This window comes from Corynebacterium yonathiae, from assembly GCF_027570195.1.
Lineage (GTDB): Bacteria > Actinomycetota > Actinomycetes > Mycobacteriales > Mycobacteriaceae > Corynebacterium > Corynebacterium yonathiae.
In genome coordinates, this window is sequence record NZ_JAKMUZ010000026.1 from 1 (window position 1) to 19,982 (window position 19,982).

Consider the following 19,982-nt stretch of genomic DNA (forward strand, 5'->3'; position numbering starts at 1 on the left):
TGGGTCAACCCCTCTTTCCCTCAGTCGCTACTGAGTAAAGTGGGCTATGACTATGCCTTCGAAGGCGAGAAGTCTTCTATCGAATCTAAGACTGATGTAGCGGAACTGACCGGCGATAAGCTCCCTGGCATGAAGGCTGACCGACTCTTTATGTACAAGGACGTCGAAGAGTTTAAAAAGACGCCCTATGTCAAGGGTAGCGGTGACATCGTAGAGGTAGACCAAGATATCTGGTCGCGTGCCCGCGGGCCATTGTCCGCCGAGCATATGCTCGGCGGACATTATCGCCGCTGAAAAGTAGTGGCACCACGAACTAAAGCCAGCGCTTGCCTGGTCCTTGCAACCGCTGCCGCTGCCTTTGTGTGGTGGTGGCGGCTTCGCCATGTTCAGATGCCAGTAGATGCCCCGTGGCTGGAAGTAGAGCTGCATAGCGTGGCCTTTGACCGTCTCCTTGCTACCACGGTGGTCGGTATTGCACTAGGTGTAGGCGGGTTATTGCTGCGCACGGCAACCGCGAATCCGCTCGCCGATCCGTCCATCACTGGTGTGAACTCCGGTGCGGCACTCAGCGCAGTCGCAACCGCAATGATTTTAGGAAGCGAAGCCTCGAGCGTTGACCAGCTGCCCGGTGCGCTGCTGGGGGCGGGGATTGCTGTGGGGGTGACGGTGGGCGTCGGCAAGAGCGGTGCGATCCAGCGCATGGTTCTCGTTGGCGTTGCCGTTTCCGCGCTGTGTAGCGCCTTGACCTCCATTTTTCTGGTGATAGATGAAGCTCAACTGGCGACGGTGATGTCGTGGCTTTCAGGCCGGCTTGCCGGTGTACGCCTAAGCGATATTATGCCCGCCCTGATCGCTGTGCTGGTCGTGGTTCCCTTGACTTTAGTCGGTGCGAAGACGCTGGACTTGCTCGTGGCTGGCGATGCCGTGGCCGGTGCTGTGGGGGCGAAGCCGGAGCGCATTCGGTTGGCTGCCATTGTGGCGGCGGTAGTGCTCATTGCTCCTTCGGTAGCCGCAACCGGGCCGATTGGATTTTTGGGGCTGATGGCCGCGACCGTAGCGTGGCGGGTGTGCGGCCCGCACCATCGCATGGGGCTGTGTGTGGCTGGAATTGTAGGAGCAGCGGTGCTTCTGGTGGCCGACTCGGTTGGGCAGGCAATCTGGGCGCCGGCCGAGACCCCAGTAGGCATCGTGACTTCTTTGGCTGGCATGCCCTTAGTGCTGTGGTCCGTCCATGCCCTAGGGAGGGGGAGGCATGCGGCATAAGAGATTTGTAGGGGTTCTAGTAGGACTCATCCTGGCGTTGGTATTGAGCGCAGTTATCGGCATGGGCGGTCGGTGCGGTGATGAAATCGCCGGGCGAGGTGAGCACTGGCTTCTTTGCCGGAGATCCGCTCATCTGGAAGTACCGCGCACCGCGGATCTTGGTAGGTATTTGCGCGGGCAGTGCCATGGCTGTTTCCGGCTGTCTATTGCAATCCGCACTACGCAATCCTTTGGCCGCACCAGATACGGTGGGTATTACCTCCGGCGGTGGACTCGCGGCCGTTGCGGTCCTTATGGGAGCAGGCACCCTGCCGGCCCACCTGCTGACCTTGATCGCCTTTATCGGCGCATTGGCTGGAACTGGGTTGGTTCTCCTTCTCGCCGGACGCGGGGCAAGCGATCCGGTGCGCCTGCCCCTTACCGGGGTGGCGGTATCTTTTGGGCTGGGTGCCATCACCGAATTACTTCTGGTGCGCGCCGCGCCAGAGGCAGGAGCGGCCATGACATGGCTGAAAGGTTCGCTTTACGCCCGCTCGCTTGGTGACGCCACTATTGTTGCCCCCTTTATCCTTTTCGCCCTAACCATCGCGATGGTGGTAGCAAAACACCTGGATATGCTCGCGCTGGATGATTCCACCATGGCCGGCATCGGAGTGAGCACCAAGACGTGGCGCCTAATAGCAGTAGCCCTGGCCGTTATCCTCGGCGCCGCGGGAGTCGCCGCGGCTGGGGTCTTGGGTTTCGCCGGGCTCATCGTCCCACATGCTGCCCGTTTGATTGTTGGTGCAAACCTGCGCCGGCAAATGCCCGTGGCGGCCCTAGGCGGCGCGGTCCTTGTGACTGTATGCGATACGTTCGGTCGCTGGGCCTTCGCTCCCACGGAAATCCCCGTTGGCGCGCTCATCGCGCTGATTGGCGCACCTTATTTCATTTTCCTATTGACTCGGCTGACCCGAGTGCGAAACGGAGGCTAGACATGACACTGACGTGTAGCGGATTAACCGTGGGCTACGGTGGCCCCGATGTGGTCAAAGATGTAAATCTCCACTTATCTAGCGGTCAAGTAACGGCTCTGATCGGGCCGAATGGCTGCGGCAAGTCGACGCTTCTCAAAACCTTGGGCCGCCAACTCACGCCCAGCGCGGGCGCGGTGTACCTCGCGGACCAAAAAATTAGTGAGTATTCCTCGCGTGCCTTTGCCCGTGAAGTTTCTTTCCTGCCACAACACCCCGCGGCTCCGGAAGGGGTACTAGTGCGCGACGTCATCGGCTACGGCCGCTATCCCTATACAGGGGCGCTAGCGACGATGCGGGCAGGAGATCATGCAGCGGTTGAGCGAGCTGCCTCGCGTGCTGGGGTGAGCGAGCTTCTCGACGTCCCTGCTGCAGACCTTTCCGGCGGTCAACGCCAGCGTGTTTTCCTCGCCATGACCCTGGCCCAAGAAACACCAATTACCTTGCTTGACGAGCCGACTACTTACCTCGACCCTGCGCACCAACTGTCCATCTTGGAGCTTATCCGAGACCTCAATGGTGCCGGGACCACAGTGGTCATGGTGGTTCACGATATGGTCCATGCTGCGCGTTACGCCGATCGAATCGTAGCCATGCGTGAGGGGCGCATTGTGGCCGAAGGACCTACCGAGGAGGTGATGACCGCTGAACTCGTACGCGAAACCTTCCAAGTTGAGTGTTTAGAGATGACTGATCCATCCACCGGTCGACGCTTTCCTATACCCATTTCCGTGCACGCTCCTGAACTTTCTGGAACCCTAGAAGGAAGAAGATAAATCTATTAAAAGGAGTAAGTAGTAATGGCGAACGAACTAGGCCACGAAGTCGACTTAGACCGTAACGAATACAAGTACTTAGCTTCTGAGGGTTCTGAGTCCGCAGCTGCTAAGTCTGACAAGGCCTCACAGTCGGCTGCGGGTGTCGCTGCTGGTGCAGCTGCTGCGGGGGCCGCAGGTGCTGCCGGCCTGTCCAAGCCGGTCGGAAAACCATCTGCGGACGGTAATGAGTCCGCCGCAAGCAAGTATGAGCCCCAGAACCACGTTGTTGCGGGTGCGGAGGAAGAACATGTTGGCAAGGCCGCAGAGCAGCCGGATCTGCAGGAAGCGCTGGATGAGAACAACGCGGATTACGCGCCTAGCCAGCACATCGTGGGTGAAGCAAAGGAAGAGCATATTGAAACTGCCCCGCAGCAGCCAGACATTGATCTAGAAGCTGCTGGTGAGACCCCTACCTCCGTCAATGATCTGGATGTAGATCCAGAGATGTCTGGCGATGACCGCAACGAAGCAGATGACGTCACCGGCGAGGCTGGCAATGAGCGTTTGGACCAGCTGAAGGGGAAGGCATCGGAGGCAGGTAGCGCCGTAGGTGATGCCTTCCAGCGAGCGAAGGGATTCGTGGAAGACAAGGCCCACGAATACCAAGAAGAGACCACGAAGAAGGGCGGCTTCTTCGATCGCGTCAAGGGCGCCGTTCGTGATGCTCGCGAATCCATCGAGGATAAACGCAAGAATTAAATCCACGTTTGCTTCGGATTAAAGGGCCGTCTCCTTATGAGGAGGCGGCTTTTTGATCGGAATACACTCGGCATTCGTCCGATCCATTGTGGATGCCGCAGAGGCAGAGAGGTTCTCCTTACTTGATGGGGTAGAAAAGCTGCACCTTTAGTAAGGGACCCACAGGTGCTGCTTGTCAACGAACCCACGGCTGTCCTAAGGCGCTGCCGCTCCCAGCATGACTTGATGTTCAATTCCTGGTGAGCACCACAAAAAGGTGGAACGGACAGCTTAAAGGCGAGGTGGCTACAGCTATTGTTACCGCTTAGCCCAGCGCGTGGAGATATAGCCGGCTGATAAGCAGGCGCCTCGGCACGTCCACGAGGGGGCGCAGGAAGGGGAGGAAGGGCTCTGAGGCGGCGTCGATAAGAAAAAGCGTGCGGCCATCGCGCAGGCGCTCCAGTGTGAAGGTCTCCTCGCCGCGCTCGAGGTGTCCGGGGAGGGTGCCGTAGGTGAACCCGCAGCGGCCGTCCTCATAGAAGACATCGACAACCCGGCAGCGAAAATTCCATGGCCCCAAGCCGAGGGTGACCTCCGCGCCCAGCTCAACAACCTCATGGGTCGGGCGGACACGGAAAAGACCGCTGCGTTGTACTGACCAGCGGAAAAGTCGGTGTGCGGCGGCATCAAAGTCAGCATCGATAACCCGCGACATATGCAGCTGTGGAAAGTCGGAGACATCAGAATAGGACAGCGGTGTGGGCATGTTTTCCATGATAGGGGAGGGGTGATCACCCCCGAAGTCTGGAAGAAATATAACGGCTTGGACACAGTCACAAGAGTTTGCTGTTTCCACAATTCTTTCGTGCCACTATCGAGCTTGCACGATGTTGACAACTGAAAGTAGGTACCTTGATGCTTCGCATTCCGCACCTCAAGAAAGTCCTAGTGGGCTCGGCTTTCGCTGGTGCGTTTTTCCTGGGTTCCCCAGCCGCAGGCGCCCAGGAATTGCCCCAACCGGATTTCGATTCCGCAGGGATTATTAACCAGGTCCGCGATGACCTAGCGGGGATTGGCATCCAGACCCCGCAGGTGGATAAAAATGTTACCGACGCCGTGGATTCCTCTGTGCGCAACGCGCAGCAAGCCGTGCAGCAGAACGTGCAGCAAGGACAGTACGCGGAGCCGCTGACTAATCCGAATCCCATTGGCCTAGCGGAGCAGGCTACCCAGCCGGAGTTTAAACCGAAGGGCACCAATCCGAACTATAAGTGGAAAAATGATGGATTTTCCAAGGCAGTCGCGGGAAAACCAAAGGCTGATTACGTCCTGCACCGTGTGCCGGGTTCCATGTTTGATGCCCCACGCATTCCAGAAGAGTCTGTTGCAGCCATGAATCAGGGTGAGTCCCTCTATGGTCCAGGTACCCCGCTCTACGTCAATGACACGACGATGTGCACTCTGACCGCGGCAGGCAACGATAATGGCGGCCGCAAGGTGGGGCTGACCGCTGGCCACTGCGGCAATGTAGGTGACCCAGTTACCTCCGCTGATTCGGAGCAAATCGGCCCGACGGGCACCGTGGTGTCTAAGAACGAGGACTTGGACTACGCCGTTATTGAGTTCGGCTCCAAGGCTAAGGTGTCCCGTTCCTACAATGGCGTAACCGTCAATGAACTAGGCGGTGGCGTCAAACCAGGGCAGCAGGTGTGCAAGCAGGGCGTTGCCACCGGCAAGACCTGTGGCATTACCTATCAGCAGGCAAAGAATATTCAGGTAAACCAAGTCTGCGCCATGATGGGTGATTCTGGCGCGCCGTTGCTCGTCAATGGCCGACTCATTGGTTCCATTTCCGGTGGATTCCTGCCGGTGAATTTCCCGTGCCGTACCCCATTGCAGGGGCCGGTTCATAACCCGACCGCTGCCACCAATATGGATGCGGTCTTGGCGGATATGAACCGCCGCGGTGGCGTAGGTGCCGGTTTCACGCTGCCTGAAGACTAGTTGTACTGAGCCATTCACCCGCTCCCCAGCTCGGGGAGCGGGCTTTTTGCGTCCCTGCCCGGTGCTGATAATCACAACTAATCGGCTCTTGTGTGAAATGCTTGCGCGGACTAAGGTTAGCCTTATCTAGAAGCTACTTAGGTGTGGCTAATCACACCGACAGAAGCCAGCCTAAAAGAACCGAGGTAACCGCGCGATGTTGCAGCTGTCCCTATTGTCCCGTACCCGGCGCAAACCGGGGTGTGAAAAATCCGAGTGTATGCGCGCCGATCAGGCACCGGTGGACGCTTTGGTGGAACTTCCTGAGTGCTGCTTGCAGCACGCCATCAACGAGCAGCCGGCGTTGGCGCTGCGTTTGCGGGAATTAGGTTTCCGCCCAGGTGTGCGCGTACAGATTGGCCGCAAGGTAGCCGGCGGTGCGCGCTTAGTTACCGTGGGCACCGCCCGCTATGCAGTGGATGCGGCTACACTGCGTCAGCTCGAAGTCATCCCGGTGGCAGCATAATGGCACGGAAAACCGCTGCCCCGAGCTGCCACTCCACCTCCTCCATGCGTATTGCGAAGGAGGGAACCCCGGTTCTCGCATTGGTCGGGGCTCCAAATTCCGGCAAATCTACCTTGTTCAATGCGCTAACCGGAGCGAAGGTGCAAACCGGAAATTGGCCGGGCACTTCCGTTGAGATAAGCCGTGGCTTGTGGAATGCGCAGCCAGAGGCCTTTGACATCATTGATCTCCCCGGTGCGTATTCATTGGATCCAATGAGCCCAGACGAGGAATTTACCCGGGATATGCTCGTGGAGGCTCCGCCGTGTGAGCGCCCCGATGTGGTGGTAGTGCTCGTGGATGCCACTGCGCCGGCGCGCGGTCTGAACCTGGCCTTCCAGATCGCGGAGCACCCGTATCGGGTAGTGGTTGGGGTGACCAAGGAGGACATTGCCAAGCAGCAGGGCATAAGCATCGATGCGGTCGCGCTTTCACGCGCGGTGGGTATGCCAGTGGTGAGCGTGAACGGTCGGCGGCGCGAAAACTTGGATGCGCTCGAAGGCGCCGTTGCCCGCGCAATGCGTACCAAGCCGCGAACCATCCGGCCCAATGCCGATCTAGACCAGCGCTTTGCGGATTTGGACGCGGCGGAAAAGGCTGCCGTTTCGCGAACGGACGCTGGCGAACCGCTCAGCCAGCGCATAGACCGCGTGGTATTGCACCCAGTGCTCGGTCCGATTCTATTTCTAGCGGTGATGTGGGCCGTCTTCTTCATCACCACTACTGTCGCGGGTCCACTACAGGACGGATTGGAAGCATTGATCACCGGTCCGGTCTCCGATGGCGCGCGCAGCGTCCTGCCGGATCACTGGCTGGTCTCGGGCTTGGTAGTAGATGGCCTTATCGGCGGGGTGGGCATGGTGCTCACTTTCGCGCCATTGCTGGCCCTGATGTTCCTGTGCCTGGCTGTGCTGGAGGATTCCGGTTATATGGCTCGTGCGGCCGTGGTTACGGACCGCGTCATGCGCGCCATTGGCCTGCCGGGCAAGGCCTTTATACCTATCGTGGTGGGCTATGGCTGCAATGTTCCGGCGATCTCGGCTACGCGCGTGCTTGGCGACGTCCGCCATCGCATTCTCACCTGCCTGCTTATTCCCTTCACCTCCTGTTCGGCGCGCCTTATCGTATTTATGATGCTGGCCCAGGTCTTTTTCCCTGCTCATGCCGGTTCCGCGGTATTTGCCATGTACGTGCTGTCCATCGCTTTGGTGGTGTTGGTAGGCCTGACGCTGCGCCGCACGGTGTGGCGGGCCATGCCGGCCGAAGCCCTCGTTATCGACCTTCCTGCCTATCAGCTGCCCACGTTTAGACTCACCATCTCAGTAATGTGGGTGCGCCTCAAGGGCTTCTTGCATACCGCAGGCGGCATCATCGTGGCCACGGTGGTAGTTATCTGGCTGCTCATGTCCATTCCGGTCACCGGCGGGCACTCCTTTAACGAAGAGGCAGTGCCGCCACAGGATTCCGCCTATGGGGCTGTTGCTCAGGCAATGTCTCCCGTCTTTGCCCCGGCAGGCTTTGATTCTTGGTCGCTGACCGGCCCCTTGGTCACCGGATTCGTGGCGAAGGAAACCCTCATTTCTACGTGGGCACAGACCTACGCGGTCGAAGACGTCACTGACGATGCACCGGAAGAGCAAGCAGAATCCCCCTTGGCCAGCCATATCCGCGCTGATTTTGATGCGGCCTCTGGCGGGCACGGGCTCGCGGCAGTATGGGCGTACATGGTATTCCTGTTGGCCTATACCCCGTGCGTGGCCACGGTAGCCGCGCAGCGGCGAGAAATAGGTTGGAAGTGGACACTCATCGGCTTCGCCCTGCAACTCGGCTCCGCCTGGATTCTCGCGGTGGGAGTTTTCCAAGTCCTCAAGGTCTTCCTATGAGCCCCACGGAGCAGGTCAAGGAGGCCATTACACAGGGAAAATCCAACCCGGCTGACATTGCAAAAGCTACTGGGTTAGGGCAGGGGACCGTTGAAATCATCCTTGCCCACCTTGAGCGCAGTGCAGAGTTGGTGCGGGAATCGCTTACTATGTGCCCCACCGGCGGCTGCGGCAGTTGCGCGCAGGCAGGGGGATGTTCTGGAGCAGCGGTGAAGCGCCGCGGTCCGGTGCTGCTCCAGCTGCGGAGGAGACCTTAGCTCTGCAGCGCGGCGAGGGCGTGCTTATGAAGCAGGCCGTTGGAGGCTACGCCGGATCCTCCATGCGGTCCGGGGTTGCCGTCTAGATCAGTAAAAGTACCGCCGGCCTCGGTCACGATGAGGGAGGGCGCGGCGAGGTCCCACAGGGAAACTTCCGGCTCGGCGGCGATGTCTACTGCGCCTTCGGCCACGAGGCAATAGGACCAGAAATCACCGTAGCCGCGCAGGCGCCAGGTCTTATCCGTGAGCGCGAGGAATTTATCGCGCAGGCCGCGCTCGGCCCATCCGGTCAGCGAGCTCATTGCCAGAGAAGAATCGGCGAGTTTTTCCACGTGGGAAACGCTCAAGCGCTTCGGCTCACCGCCGAATACGCGGAAAGCACCGGCACCTTTGGCCGCGTACCAGCGGCGGCGCAGGGCAGGGGCGGAAACGACAGATACTACCGGCTCGCCGTCTTCCAAGAGGGAAATGAGCGTGGCCCAGACAGGCACGCCGCGTACGAAGTTCTTGGTGCCATCGATGGGATCGATGACCCACTGGCGGCCCTTGTAGCAGGCTTCGCCGCCGTATTCCTCGCCTAGTACCTCATCGCGCGGGCGGGAGCGCTTGAGGGATTCGCGGATCTGTTTCTCACAGGTGAGATCTGCATCCGATACAGGAGACATATCCGGCTTTTCCTTGACGGAAAGATCTGCGGCCTCGAAACGATGCATGGTCACCACATCGGCATGGCCCGCCAGCTCGAGCGCGAGCCCCAAGTCTTCTTTGAACTTACCCACGGAGCCACTCCTCCATCTGATCCACTACCTGTTTATTTCCGGCCAAGCACCATTCAACGCCGCCGGCTTCTACCTTGCGGGCAGTACCACCGGCCGCCTCAACCAGGGCTTTGCCGGGGAACCAATCCCAATCCGCTACCGAATGTTGCATCCATGCACCCCATGTGCCATCGGCCACGGAGGACAAGTCAACAGAACCGGCACCGAGCATACGGACTGTAGCAAAGTTTTCCGCGACGCGTTGCCATGCCCCGCGGATATCCGTATCCACCAGCGAAGTCGGGTGCAAATAGGTAGACAGTGAAATCTGCTCGGCTGGCTTATTCTCCAGGAGAGCTACCTCTTTCCCGTCGAGGGAGGTGGGATAGTCACGGCCTCCGAACCACGTATAACCCATGGCGGGGCGGTGGACGGCGCCTAGGGTGATCCCGGTGGCGTCGGCAAGCGCGAGGGCAGAGCACCAATAATCGGAACCGGAAGAGAAATTGTAGGTTCCATCGACTGGGTCGATGACCCAGGTGCGGCCGGACTGGGACTCGCGGGCGGTGCCCTCCTCACCCAGGATGCCGTCCTCCGGGCGCACGGCCTCGAGCACGCCCGCGACGAAGCGCTCGGCCGCGCGGTCTGCATCCGTGACAACGTCCGAGATGGAAGTCTTTTGCTCCACGTCAACGCCCATCTCGCGCAGGCGCCAGGCTAGGCGGCCGGCGTTATAGACAAGGGCTTGCGCTAGGTGCGCATCCCCGTCATCGGCGTGCGCGACAATGAAGGTCTTGATGACCGCGTCGATCATCTCCTGCAGGCTCGGCTTTTGATCCATGCCCACTATTGTCACCCTAAACGCGGCCGATGGCTAATTATGCCGGCCGGGTGGGTAGGATTGGGGCCTATGCGTCCCGAAGTAACAGCACGGCTCAAGCAATTGGAAATCACCTTGACCACCATTGAGAAGGTCATGGACCCGGAGGCTTTGGCTGCCCGCATTCGGGAACTTGAGGCCCAAGCTGGCGACCCATCCCTATGGGATGACCCTGCCCACGCGCAGAAGGTGACTTCCGAGTTTTCCGCAGCGCAGGCCAAGGTCCGCAAGCTGGAATCACTACGCGGGCGCTTAGAGGACATGCCCGTCATGTACGAACTGGCCGAAGAAGAGGGAGATACTTCCCTAGCGGAAGATGAGCTTGATTCCCTGGAGTCCGCCATCGAATCCCTAGAGGTGACCACCATGCTTTCTGGTGAGTATGACCCGCGTGAGGCGGTTATCAATATTCGTTCTGGTGCCGGCGGTGTGGATGCGGCGGACTGGGCTGAAATGCTTATGCGCATGTATACCCGCTGGGCAGAAAAGCACGGCCACAAGGTGGATGTCTATGACATTTCCTATGCGGAGGAAGCAGGCATCAAGTCAGCCACGTTCGTAGTCCATGGTGAGTACATGTACGGCCAGCTTTCCGTGGAACAAGGCGCGCATCGCTTGGTGCGCATCTCGCCCTTTGATAATCAAGGTCGGCGCCAGACCTCCTTTGCTGAGGTGGAAGTCCTGCCGGTGGTGGAGCAGACCGACCACATCGATATCCCGGACAATGATGTGCGCGTCGATGTGTATCGTTCTTCTGGTCCTGGCGGACAGTCCGTTAATACCACCGACTCCGCGGTGCGTCTGACCCACATTCCCACCGGAATCGTGGTGACCTGCCAGAACGAAAAGTCTCAGATCCAGAACAAGGCCTCGGCCATGCGCGTGCTGCAGGCAAAGCTCCTCGAGCGCAAGCGCCAAGAAGAACAGGCCGAGCTCGATGCGCTTGGCGCCGGTGGCAATGCGTCCTGGGGCAACCAGATGCGCTCCTACGTGCTGCACCCGTACCAGATGGTTAAGGACCTGCGCACCAACTTTGAGGTGGGTGATCCATCCAAGGTGCTCGATGGCGATATCGATGGCTTCCTTGAATCCGGCATCCGCTGGCGGATGCAGCAACAAGAAGACCAAGCTTAGGTCCATACTGATCGGGCTGAATTGAACGCAAAAAGGCCGAACTGAGGGGAGAAAATCCTCAGTTCGGCCTGATCTCTATGGACCTAACCCACGTAGTCCATCGGTGCGCCCGGTCCCAGCGGGAGACCGATGAGGTACCAGATGACAAAGAAGATGAACCAGCCCACCAGCATGCATAGCGAGTAAGGAAGGGCGAGCGACATCAAAGTACCCACACCCGCGTGCTTGTAGTAGCGCTGCAGGAAGGTCAACGCCAAGGCGAAGTAGGGCGACATTGGGGTGATGATATTCGTCGGCGAGTCACCGATACGGAAGAGCATCTGGGAGACCTCGGGTGAGACGCCAACATACATCATCATCGGTACGATGACCGGCGCCATAAGGGCCCACTGGGCAGAGCCTGAGGTAATGAATAGGTTGAGCAGTGCCACCATGGCGACCAGCGCGGCGAACATGAGCAACGGCGGCAGGGACCAGTGCTGAAGTAGCTCGGAGCCCTTAATAGCGGTCCATACGCCGAGGTTGGACCACTCGAACCAAGCGAGGAACTGGGCGACGGCGAAAAAGAGGACCAGCATGGGAACGAGAGTCTCGATGCCCTTGGCCATAAACGTCGGCACATCAGCAAAGGACTTCACGGTGCCTGCCGCCAAGCCGTAGGCAATGCCGCACACCAAGAATGCAAGGGCAATCGGCACGGCGATGGCGCTGATGAGTGGCGACTCCATAAAGCTATCCTCCTGGCTTGCCAGCGGGGAACCAGGGATAAATAGCAGGGCGAAGAAAGCGGCGAGGAAGATCGCCAGGGCAATGCCGGAAGCCATCAAGCCGCGCTGCTCGTTGGGCTTGATACGCATGGCTTCTTCATCATCCGTGAAGTCGTATTCTTCTTCCTCCGCTTCCTCGTTGGACGAGCCGCCGGCGGCTTTGGAAAAGGAGACTTCCTCGTAATTGATGTGGTCATGGTCCACCAATTCGCGGGCCTTTTTCACCATGAGGAATTCCGTCACCGCGGTAATGATGAGCGAGAGCACCACGGCGGAAGGGATGACAAAGAAGATATTGGCCAGCGGGCTGACCTCATATTCGGCGTCAACAAACTGCGCGGCTGGAGTAGAAATACCAGCCAGCAGGAGGTCGGTGATATTTAGAATCAGCGAGGCATTAAAGCCGGCAGATGAGGCTGCGAAGGCCACCATGGCGCCCACGATGGGGGAGCGGCCCACCGCGTGGAAGGCCATCGCACCCAGGGGAATCAAGATGACGTAAATCGCGTCCGAGGCCACGGAACCGGTCACACCGGCTAAGGCCACAACGAAGGTAAGCATTTTGGCGCTGACCTTGGTGACCATCGCTCGCACCAAAGCGGAAAGCAGACCAGACTGCTCCGCTACGGCTACGCCGAGCATCACGGCAAGGATGACACCGAGCGGCGGGAAGTTGGTGAAATTCTCCACGGCGTCCGTAACCATGCGCGAGATATTCTCGGTGGTCAGCAGCGATTCAACCTCAATGGTCTCGCCGGTCTTGGGATCCTCGGCGGTCATGCCAATGAGGTGCCCCAGCCAGGATGTCACAGCAACGATTGCCGCGAGGATGACGAAGAGCCAGAACGGATCCGGAAGCTTATTGCCAATCTTTTCCACAGTGCCCAGGAAGCCGCTTGCAGAACGTGGTTTTTCTTTAGTTTCGGTTTCGGCCATAGTATCGGCACTTTCTGTCGATTGGGTCGGAACAAATTAGTGTCTTAGACCACATTACTTAAATATAGTTCACAGCGCGGTGTCAACTTTGGTTGCTACAGTGATTCGCGTGATTAGATTCGATAACGTGACTAAGGCCTACTCCGCCGAGTCTCGCCCAGCACTTGACGGGGTGTCTTTCGAGATTGCGGATGGTGAATTCGCTTTCCTGATCGGTCCGTCCGGCTCCGGTAAGTCCACCTTCCTGGAGCTGATGGTTCGCTATAACAATGTCAGCAGGGGCGATATTTACTTCGACGATTTCCACGTCAATGAGCTTTCCGGCAAGCAGATCAACGCGCTGCGCCAGTCCATTGGGTACGTCTTCCAGGATTTCCGCCTGCTGCCCAAGCTGACGGTGTATCAAAACGTGGCCTTTGCACTGGAGGTCATTGGCAAGAGCAAGTACCGAATTTCTACCTCGGTGCCCCAGGTATTGGAGCTGGTGGGACTCCAAGATCGCCACAATGCCTATCCGCATGAGCTCTCCGGTGGCGAGCAGCAGCGGGTGGCTATCGCCCGCGCGGTGGTTAATCGGCCGAAGCTTCTGCTTGCCGACGAACCCACGGGCAACCTCGATCCCTCCACCGCTGACGAGATCATGGACTTACTGCTGGGCATCAACCGCCGCGGCACCACCGTGGTCATGTCCACTCACAATGCCCGCGCCGTCAATAGGGCGCGCAAGCGCGTGCTGGAGCTGCGCAATGGAGTACTCGTGCGCGATGAGCACGAGGCAACCTATGAGGGGGAAGCATGAAGCTAGGGTTTATTTTCCGCGAAGCCACCAAGGGGCTTGGCCGCAACCTGACTATGACCATTGCCATGATTATCACCACTGCGATTGCGGTCGGGCTCGTGGTCGCCGGCATCATGGTGAATAACCTGACTAAGGACACCAAGGATATCTATCTCGACCGCGTCGAGGTCATGGTCCAGTTCAATGAAGATATTTCTGCCGGGGACCCAGATTGCACGAGTCCGACCTGTGCAGATATCAAGGATCAGCTAGAGGCGGATGGTTCCGTCGAGTCCGTGGAATACCGCAACCGCGCAGATTCCTATGAGCGGTTCAAAGAACTTTTCCAAGACACCGACCCTGTCATGGTGGAGCAAACCTCCCCTGATGCATTGCCGGCCGCATTCCACGTGCGGCTTGTAGACCCAGAAGATGCCTCCGCCATCGATGCGATTCGGGATAACCCCGCGGTAGAGGACGTCGTCGACCAGCAGCAAGAGGTGCGCAATGCTGCCAGCAACCTCGATTCCATCCGCAATGCCACCTTCATCTTGGCCATCGTGATGTCCGTGGCGGCCATCTTCTTGGTGGCTAATATGGTGCAAATTGCCGCATTCCACCGCACCCGTGAAACGGAGATCATGCGCATGGTGGGCGCAAGCCGGTGGATGACGCAAGCGCCGTTCGTGATGGAAGCAGTTCTAGCCTCGCTCATCGGTGTACTTCTTGGTGGTGCCGGCATTTTCTTGGGCAAGTCCCAAGTAGTGGACCCGTCTCTACAGGGCTTGTATGAATCCCAGCTGCTGGCTCCTATGAAGTCCGGCGACCTCTGGATTGCCCTCCCGCTCGTCGGCCTGCTAGCGCTGGTGGTTACCGCCGTCACGGCACATATCACCCTGCGGTCTTACGTGCGCAAATAGTCCGTTTGCCGGGCCAGCCAAAAGGGCACTACACTGCCATAATTATGGCTAAGAAGGGCAAGAAGAATAAGAAGGCGGCCTCCGGCGAAGCAACGCTCGCTACCAACCGCCGGGCCCGGCATGACTATAAGATTCTCGAGGAATACGAGTGCGGCATCGTCCTGCTCGGCACCGAGATTAAATCTTTGCGCGAGGGAAAAATCTCGCTCAATGATGCCTTTGCCACCATCGACGATGGCGAAGTGTACCTGCGCAATCTCCACATTCCGGAGTACTCCATGGGCTCGTGGACGAACCACAGCCCGCGGCGCACCCGCAAGCTTCTATTGCACCGTCGCGAGATCGACAAGCTCTACGGGCAGGTACGCAATGGCAATAAAACCTTGGTGCCGCTGAAGGTCTACCTCAAGAATGGTTACGCCAAGCTTTCGCTTGCGCTGGCACAAGGTAAGCAGGACTATGACAAACGAGAGGATATTAAGCGCCGCGACCAGGACCGCGAAATCTCCCGCGAGCTCGGCCGCCGCGTGAAGGGCATCAATGTTTAAGACAGCGAAAGTCCACGACGTCGTCAAAGGTGAGGACACCATCGAAGGCACCGGGGTGCTGGTGGATCGGATGTGGCCCCGGGGCGTCGCCAAGAGCGATGTGGACTACGAGGAATGGTTCAAGGACGTCGCACCAAGTCCCGAGCTGCGCAAATGGTGGAACCACGACGAGGATCGCTTCGATGAGTTTGCCCGCCGTTATAAGGCCGAGCTGGATGACAATGACTCCGAAGAGCTCACCCAGCTGCTTGCGCTTTCCGACGCCACCCTTCTCTTCGCCGCCGCCAACCGCAAGGTCAATCACGCGGTGGTCCTCAAAGAGTGGCTGGAGGAGCACTTGAGGAAATAAAAGTGGGTGGGGTAGTGTTGTACGAACCGTAGGGAAAATGCACTATCCCGTCCCTACAGCATGGGGTTGATTTGGTTTCGACTTCGTGCACTGCGCCAGGGGAAGCGTGCCGGTGCAGGCTAACGACCACCGTATAAGCGTCGTAGCAACCAATAAACGCAGAGAAGAACTCTCAGCGTGACTACGCCCTCGCTGCCTAATTACAGCGACGCGTGTCTGTCAGCCTAGGTTTTGTTCCTGACCTAGATCCTGGCATCGACTAAGGAACTAGCCGGCTGGCCGGGTCATCAGGACCAGTCGGGACTCTTACTGGTGACTGGGCCCATCATCCGGACGTGTTCGCCCGATCCGGAGGGCCGAGTAGAGATTCTGTGCGGACTGCGCACGGAGAAGCCCTGGCAAGGTGACGAAGGACCCGGGTTCAATTCCCGGCAGCTCCACCGATAGGCCCCTCACTTGCTTTCGCAGGTGAGGGGCTTTATTCATAAAATCCAAGCCCGCGCCTGACTAGGGTAGGCGGAGCCGATTTGTCTTTGGAACAGGATCTGACTGTTCGCAAGAACAGCTTTTCACGGGCTATTTTATTTAGGAAAGGTTACCCTCACTCTTGGTTGGTTAGGGTGACTTAAGTTAGATTAATGGGGTATTTATTTCTCGTCTAGAAGGAAAGTAGAATGAAGAAAATTCATCGCGCTCTTTTGTCTGTCGTGGCCGCCGCCTCCTTGGCGCTTACCGCATGTAGCACTGCGGAAGAAGGGGACCAGGGTTCGAATAAGGGGGCATCGGAAAGCGCACTGCAGATCGAAGATAATAACGGCACCCATGAGCTGGACCAGCCGTTCGAGCGCATCGCAGTGACGGATAACCGCGCCTTCGAAATCCTCGCGGATTGGGACCTCAACATTGTGGCTGCCCCGCTCGGCATTGTCCCGGATACCCTCTCGGACAAGATCAATGAAGATACGATCGAGGCCAACCTGGGCATGCACCGCGAACCCGACCTCGAAGCGCTGGTCGCCGCAGAGCCGGACATCGTCATCAATGGCCAGCGATTCACTCAGCATCAGGCCGATATCGAGGCTTTGATGGAAGATACCCCGGTCCTTGACTTCTCCCCGCGCGACGATAAGGACATGGCGGAAGAGCTCGTTCGCCAGACCGAAGCCTTGGGCAAGGTCTTTGACCACGAAGACGAAGCCAAGAAGCTCGTGGATGACTTCAATAAGGCTCTGGACCGTGCCAAGGATGCCTACGATCCTGAAAAAACCGTCATGGCGGTCAACACCACCGGTGGCGATATCAATTACATCGCCCCAGGTAAAGGTCGCTTTTTTGGACCGTTCTTTGATCTATTGGGCATGAAGCCTTCCCTCGAGGTGGAAAACTCCAGCGATGACCACGAGGGCGATGACATCTCCGTCGAGGCAATTGCTGATTCCAACCCTGACTACGTTCTCATTATGGACCGCGATGGCGCCGTCGCCAAGGATGAGGCGGGCTACACCCCAGGTAAGAAGCTGGTAGAGGATTCCGCGGCTCTCAAAAATGTTTCTGCCGTTAAGGACGGCAACATCATCGCTGCTCCGCAGGATACTTACACCAATGAAAACATCATTACCTTCACGGAGACGCTCAACGCGATGGCAGACGCGTTTGAAAAGAACTAGCCGCCACTGAAAACCGAAAACCGGAGGGATTTGTGCCCTCCGGTTTTCAGGTGCGTAAAGGATAGTTATGGAAACCACCACCCCCACAAAGGTCTGGGATTGGAAGCTGGGTCTCGGCGTGCTCATCGTCGCCACGTTGCTCATTGCTTCTTTGCTGACCGGGCAGTACGACGTGGTTGGTGCCGATGATGGCGCCGCCATGTTCGGCATTACCCGCTTGCCACGTACCATTGCTTTAGTGCTGGCCGGCGCGGCCATGTCCGTCAGCGGCCTCGTCATGCAGCTCATTACCCAGAATCGCTTCGTCGAACCCTCTACCACCGGCACCACGGAGTGGGCCGGGTTGGGTCTCCTCGTCGTCATGGCCGTCGCGCCTACTGCGTCGATCCTGACCAAGATGATGGGGGCGGTCGCCTTTTCCTTCGTTGGTACCATCGTATTCTTCCTCTTTTTACGCCGAGTGACCTTGCGCTCCTCGCTCATCGTGCCAATCATCGGCATCATGCTGGGCGCCGTGGTTTCTGCGGTCTCGACGTTTTTCGCCCTTTTGTCGGATATGCTCCAGCAATTGGGAATCTGGTTCATGGGTTCATTTACCGCGGTTTATAAGGGCCAATATGAGGTTTTGTGGCTGGTCCTCTTGGTGCTGGTGGCGGTGTATATCTTTGCTGACCGCCTCACGGTCGTTGGTTTGGGCGAAGACGTTGCTACCAACGTCGGGCTGAACTATAACCGCATGTTGTTGCTTGGAACCGGCCTCATTGCCATCGCTACGGGAGTGGTCACCGTTGTCGTAGGATCTCTGCCGTTCCTCGGACTTATCGTGCCCAATATCGTTTCTATGGTGCGCGGCGATGACCTGCGTTCCAATGTGCCCTGGGTTTGCTTGCTGGGCATCGGCATCGTCACGGTATGTGACCTGGTGGGCCGCGTGATCATCGCCCCATTTGAGATGCCGGTTTCGGTGATCCTTGGAGTCATCGGCGCCATCGTCTTCATCATTATGATTGTGAGGTCGACCCGTGCGAACTAAGATGTCCGCCCCGCCCAAGAAATACTGGATCACCCTAGTCTGCGTATGGGGCTTAGCTGCGGCTTTGGCCTTTGCATACCTGGCCTATGGCAACCCGATGGAATTTGGCACCCGAAAGTTTTGGCTCATTGCCCAGCGGCGCGCTGATGCCCTCATCGCCATGGCGATTGTCGCTGTGTGCCAAGCCATGGCCACCGTGTCTTTCCATAGCGTGACGAATAACCGGATTTTGACGCCATCCATCATGGGCTTTGAGTCACTGTATGTTGCCATCAATACGGCTACCATTTTCTTCTTGGGGGCTAGCGGGCTTAACGACGCCCGCACTGTGCCCACCTTCGTGATGCAAATGGCCGTCATGGTGGGGCTTTCCCTGCTGCTTTACTCGTGGCTGCTGACCAATAGGAAGCAGAATATGCATGCCATGCTGCTAGTAGGTGTGGTCATCGGTGGTGGACTAGGCTCGTTATCTACCTTTATGCAGCGCATGCTTTCCCCTAGCGAGTTTGACGTGCTTACCGCGCGCCTTTTTGGTTCCGTCAATAACGCCGAATCCGAGTACTATCCCATTGCCATTCCCATTGTGGCCATCGTCTCCACGCTTCTGGTGCTCAATGCACGCAAGCTCAATGTGATTTCCTTAGGCTCTGATGTCAGCACCAACTTGGGCGTGAACCATAAGGCGCATGCCATCTACACGCTGATTCTAGTCTCGCTGTTGATGGCGACGACGACTGCGCTGGTAGGGCCGATGACTTTCCTCGGCTTTTTGGTAGCGACGCTGGCCTATCAATTCGCCGATACCTACGATCACCGATACATGTTTCCGATGGCGGTGGGGTTAGCATTCTTCGTGCTCATTGCGGCGTACTTCCTCATGCAGCACGTATTTTCCGCCCAAGGCGTGGTGTCCATCATCATCGAGCTAGTAGGCGGCTCCGTGTTCCTGTTTGTCATTATGCGAAAGGGCCGACTGTGATCGAATTAAAGAACGTTTCTAAAACCTATTCCGACGAAACCGCTATTGGTCCACTGAACCTGACCATCCCGCAGGGAGGCATCACCGCGCTAGTGGGGCCGAATGGTGCGGGGAAGTCCACGATGCTCACCATGATTGGGCGGCTGCTCGATATGGATGAAGGCAGCATCGAAATCGCCGGCTATGATATCCAATCCAGCAAGTCCTCCGACCTAGCAAAGATCGTGTCCATCCTGCGGCAAGAAAATCACTTCGTCACCAAACTTACTGTGCGCCAGCTCGTGGGATTTGGCCGCTTCCCTTACACCAAGGGGAGGCTCAACCAACACGATGAAGAAGTGATTTCTAAATACATCCACTTCCTTCATTTGGAAGAATTGCAGCACCGCTACCTTGACCAGCTTTCCGGTGGTCAGCGCCAGCGCGCATACGTAGCGATGGTGCTGTGCCAAGAAACCGATTACGTATTATTGGATGAGCCGCTAAATAACCTGGACATTTCCCACTCGGTGGACATGATGTGCCATCTGCGCGAAGCCGCCCAGGAGTTGGGTCGCACAGTCATCGTGGTTCTGCATGACATTAACTTTGCTGCGCGCTACGCGGACTACATCTGCGCCTGCAAGGAGGGCCAGATCGTCGAATTTGGCCCAGCCGAGGACATTATGCAGGACGATATTTTGACCCCCATCTTTAATACTCCGGTCCGTGTAATCGATGGACCCGATGGAAAGATCGCTTGCTATCACTAAAAAGAGTAGCTGAACTGGGGA

General features: G+C 57.9%; 20 protein-coding genes, 1 other RNA gene and 2 pseudogenes. 19 read left to right on the plus strand and 4 right to left on the minus strand.

Annotation, left to right across the window (positions count from 1 at the left end; translation table 11 throughout):
- The 5 genes and pseudogenes from L8V22_RS11035 to L8V22_RS11055 form a co-directional block, all read left to right on the plus strand.
- Positions 1-294 (plus strand): annotated as a pseudogene (locus tag L8V22_RS11035) (ABC transporter substrate-binding protein); the annotation flags it as partial.
- Positions 295-300: 6 nt separating this feature from the next.
- Entirely contained in the window at positions 301-1,263 is a 963-nt protein-coding gene (locus L8V22_RS11040) for a FecCD family ABC transporter permease (RefSeq protein WP_420840009.1), read from the plus strand.
- Positions 1,253-2,237: pseudogene (locus L8V22_RS11045) on the plus strand (FecCD family ABC transporter permease). The gene L8V22_RS11040 and the pseudogene L8V22_RS11045 overlap by 11 nt, the downstream one beginning before the upstream one ends.
- Positions 2,238-2,239: 2 nt before the next feature.
- The gene (locus tag L8V22_RS11050) at positions 2,240-3,052 is read left to right on the plus strand and encodes an ABC transporter ATP-binding protein (RefSeq protein WP_238802190.1); all 813 of its coding nucleotides are present in this window, start codon (positions 2,240-2,242) and stop codon (positions 3,050-3,052) included.
- 24 nt (positions 3,053-3,076) lie between these two features.
- Positions 3,077-3,793 carry a kinesin gene (locus L8V22_RS11055; RefSeq protein ID WP_238802189.1) on the plus strand — a complete coding sequence of 239 codons (717 nt, stop codon included), beginning with the start codon at positions 3,077-3,079 and terminating at the stop codon, positions 3,791-3,793.
- A gap of 304 nt (positions 3,794-4,097) precedes the next feature.
- On the opposite strand, the gene L8V22_RS11060 is transcribed toward L8V22_RS11055, so the two are convergent.
- Positions 4,098-4,538, minus strand: coding sequence for a DUF1990 family protein (locus tag L8V22_RS11060; protein ID WP_238802188.1), 441 nt, complete (start codon positions 4,536-4,538; stop codon positions 4,098-4,100).
- A gap of 149 nt (positions 4,539-4,687) precedes the next feature.
- Between L8V22_RS11060 and L8V22_RS11065 the strand changes: the two genes are divergently transcribed.
- The 4 genes from L8V22_RS11065 (at position 4,688) to L8V22_RS11080 (ending at position 8,460) form a co-directional block, all read left to right on the plus strand.
- Positions 4,688-5,776 carry a S1 family peptidase gene (locus L8V22_RS11065; RefSeq protein ID WP_269966548.1) on the plus strand — a complete coding sequence of 363 codons (1,089 nt, stop codon included), beginning with the start codon at positions 4,688-4,690 and terminating at the stop codon, positions 5,774-5,776.
- 259 nt (positions 5,777-6,035) lie between these two features.
- Positions 6,036-6,281, plus strand: a complete 246-nt coding sequence (locus L8V22_RS11070; protein WP_238802186.1) for a FeoA domain-containing protein — start codon at positions 6,036-6,038, stop codon at positions 6,279-6,281.
- The gene (gene feoB, locus L8V22_RS11075; protein ID WP_238802185.1) at positions 6,281-8,203 is read left to right on the plus strand and encodes a ferrous iron transport protein B; all 1,923 of its coding nucleotides are present in this window, start codon (positions 6,281-6,283) and stop codon (positions 8,201-8,203) included. The genes L8V22_RS11070 and feoB overlap by 1 nt, the downstream gene beginning before the upstream one ends.
- Positions 8,200-8,460 (plus strand): MarR family transcriptional regulator, encoded by a 261-nt coding sequence (locus L8V22_RS11080; protein WP_238802184.1) that lies wholly within the window; start codon positions 8,200-8,202, stop codon positions 8,458-8,460. The genes feoB and L8V22_RS11080 overlap by 4 nt, the downstream gene beginning before the upstream one ends.
- On the opposite strand, the gene hisN is transcribed toward L8V22_RS11080, so the two are convergent.
- Both hisN and L8V22_RS11090 read right to left on the minus strand, forming a co-directional pair.
- Positions 8,457-9,239: a histidinol-phosphatase gene (gene hisN / locus L8V22_RS11085; protein ID WP_238802183.1), complete on the minus strand. Its 783-nt coding sequence runs from the start codon at positions 9,237-9,239 to the stop codon at positions 8,457-8,459. The two genes, L8V22_RS11080 and hisN, sit on opposite strands and share 4 nt — an antisense overlap.
- A complete protein-coding gene (locus tag L8V22_RS11090) occupies positions 9,232-10,059 on the minus strand; it encodes an inositol monophosphatase family protein (protein WP_238802182.1) in 828 nt (275 codons plus the stop codon). Before L8V22_RS11090 ends, hisN begins: the two co-directional genes overlap by 8 nt.
- Before the next feature lie 69 nt (positions 10,060-10,128).
- Here L8V22_RS11090 and prfB point away from each other — a divergent pair, with 69 nt between their 5' ends.
- Entirely contained in the window at positions 10,129-11,232 is a 1,104-nt protein-coding gene (gene prfB / locus L8V22_RS11095; protein ID WP_238802181.1) for a peptide chain release factor 2, read from the plus strand.
- Between the two features lie 83 nt (positions 11,233-11,315).
- On the opposite strand, the gene L8V22_RS11100 is transcribed toward prfB, so the two are convergent.
- On the minus strand, positions 11,316-12,935 hold the full coding sequence (locus tag L8V22_RS11100) for an AbgT family transporter (protein WP_238802180.1): 1,620 nt from the start codon (positions 12,933-12,935) through the stop codon (positions 11,316-11,318).
- A 109-nt stretch (positions 12,936-13,044) separates the two neighbouring features.
- Between L8V22_RS11100 and ftsE the strand changes: the two genes are divergently transcribed.
- From ftsE to L8V22_RS11145, 9 genes are all read left to right on the plus strand, one after another.
- The gene (gene ftsE / locus L8V22_RS11105; RefSeq protein ID WP_238802179.1) at positions 13,045-13,734 is read left to right on the plus strand and encodes a cell division ATP-binding protein FtsE; all 690 of its coding nucleotides are present in this window, start codon (positions 13,045-13,047) and stop codon (positions 13,732-13,734) included.
- Entirely contained in the window at positions 13,731-14,633 is a 903-nt protein-coding gene (gene ftsX, locus L8V22_RS11110; protein WP_238802178.1) for a permease-like cell division protein FtsX, read from the plus strand. The genes ftsE and ftsX overlap by 4 nt, the downstream gene beginning before the upstream one ends.
- Before the next feature lie 44 nt (positions 14,634-14,677).
- Positions 14,678-15,181 carry an SsrA-binding protein SmpB gene (gene smpB / locus L8V22_RS11115; RefSeq protein WP_005322310.1) on the plus strand — a complete coding sequence of 168 codons (504 nt, stop codon included), beginning with the start codon at positions 14,678-14,680 and terminating at the stop codon, positions 15,179-15,181.
- The gene (locus L8V22_RS11120; RefSeq protein WP_238802177.1) at positions 15,174-15,530 is read left to right on the plus strand and encodes a DUF488 domain-containing protein; all 357 of its coding nucleotides are present in this window, start codon (positions 15,174-15,176) and stop codon (positions 15,528-15,530) included. The genes smpB and L8V22_RS11120 overlap by 8 nt, the downstream gene beginning before the upstream one ends.
- Positions 15,531-15,592: 62 nt before the next feature.
- Positions 15,593-15,973, plus strand: a transfer-messenger RNA (tmRNA) gene (ssrA, locus tag L8V22_RS11125).
- A 231-nt stretch (positions 15,974-16,204) separates the two neighbouring features.
- Positions 16,205-17,197 carry a siderophore ABC transporter substrate-binding protein gene (locus L8V22_RS11130; protein ID WP_238802176.1) on the plus strand — a complete coding sequence of 331 codons (993 nt, stop codon included), beginning with the start codon at positions 16,205-16,207 and terminating at the stop codon, positions 17,195-17,197.
- Positions 17,198-17,264: 67 nt separating this feature from the next.
- The gene (locus tag L8V22_RS11135; protein WP_238802175.1) at positions 17,265-18,230 is read left to right on the plus strand and encodes an ABC transporter permease; all 966 of its coding nucleotides are present in this window, start codon (positions 17,265-17,267) and stop codon (positions 18,228-18,230) included.
- A gap of 1 nt (position 18,231) precedes the next feature.
- Positions 18,232-19,209, plus strand: coding sequence for an iron chelate uptake ABC transporter family permease subunit (locus L8V22_RS11140; protein WP_238802192.1), 978 nt, complete (start codon positions 18,232-18,234; stop codon positions 19,207-19,209).
- Positions 19,206-19,961 carry an iron ABC transporter ATP-binding protein gene (locus L8V22_RS11145; protein WP_238802174.1) on the plus strand — a complete coding sequence of 252 codons (756 nt, stop codon included), beginning with the start codon at positions 19,206-19,208 and terminating at the stop codon, positions 19,959-19,961. The genes L8V22_RS11140 and L8V22_RS11145 overlap by 4 nt, the downstream gene beginning before the upstream one ends.
- Positions 19,962-19,982: the final 21 nt, after the last annotated feature.